We start from the raw sequence: 860 nt of genomic DNA on the forward strand, positions 1-860 counted from the left end.
TGAACCGCTCCGGGATTGATGGAGGCTCCCAACCCGCGAAAGGGTGGAGTCATGCCAGCACCGAGGAAGTACCCGGACGAGCTGCGTGAGCGCGCGATCCGGCTCGTCATGGACCTGGTCGAGGAGCCAGGCGGTCCGAGCATCAACGGCGCGTGCCTGCGCGTCGGTGACCAGCTCGGCATCAATGGCGACACGTTGCGTAACTGGGTCAAGCAGGCCCGCGTCGATGCCGGGAAGGCGCCCGGAGTCACCACCGAGGACAAGGCGCGGATCGCTGAGCTGGAGCGGGAGGTCCGCGAGCTGCGTCGAGCGAACGCGATCCTCAAGAGCGCGTCGGCTTTCTTCGCGGCGGAGCTCGACCGCCCCTCCACTCGCTGATCCGCTACATCGACCAGGACAAAGACGTGCACGGAGTCGAGCCGATCTGCCGGGCCCTGACCGAGGCCGGCGCCAAGATCGCCCCGTCCACGTACTACGCCGCCAAGACCCGCCCGACCTCGGCGCGGGCGGTCGCCGACGCGGCCCTGGACGAGCGGATCCTGGCTACCCACGCGGCGAACTTCGGGGTGTACGGGGTCCGCAAGATGTGGAAGGCGCTGAATCGGGAAACGCCAGAAGCGCCAGTGGCTCGCTGCACCGTGGAGCGGCGCATGCGCGCCCAGCACCTCGCCGGCGCTGTCCGGGGACGGGTCAAGCGGACGACGGTCCCAGCAGAGGTGGCCAGCCGGCCCGGGGACCTGCTCGAGCGGGACTTCACCGCTGCGGCGCCGAACCAGCGCTGGGTCGCCGACATCACCTACGTGGCTACGTGGACCGGGTTCGTGTACGTCGCGTTCGTCCTGGACCTGTTCTCTCGTCGC

The 860-nt window shown here is 69.3% G+C and carries 2 protein-coding genes and 1 other annotated feature; both genes read left to right on the plus strand.

All coding sequences use genetic code 11. The annotated features are described in order from the left end of the window. Positions 1 to 51: 51 nt before the first annotated feature. Positions 52 to 378 carry a transposase gene (locus ABD297_RS23595; RefSeq protein WP_344257611.1) on the plus strand — a complete coding sequence of 109 codons (327 nt, stop codon included), beginning with the start codon at positions 52 to 54 and terminating at the stop codon, positions 376 to 378. Beyond that, positions 336 to 464: a sequence feature (AL1L pseudoknot), on the plus strand. Its footprint overlaps the gene before it by 43 nt. Then, the coding region (locus ABD297_RS23600) for an IS3 family transposase (protein ID WP_344257613.1) at positions 405 to 860 on the plus strand (456 nt) is incomplete at its 3' end. It overlaps the preceding feature by 60 nt.

Origin of the sequence: Terrabacter carboxydivorans, from assembly GCF_039532035.1 — a bacterium.
Lineage (GTDB): Bacteria > Actinomycetota > Actinomycetes > Actinomycetales > Dermatophilaceae > Terrabacter > Terrabacter carboxydivorans.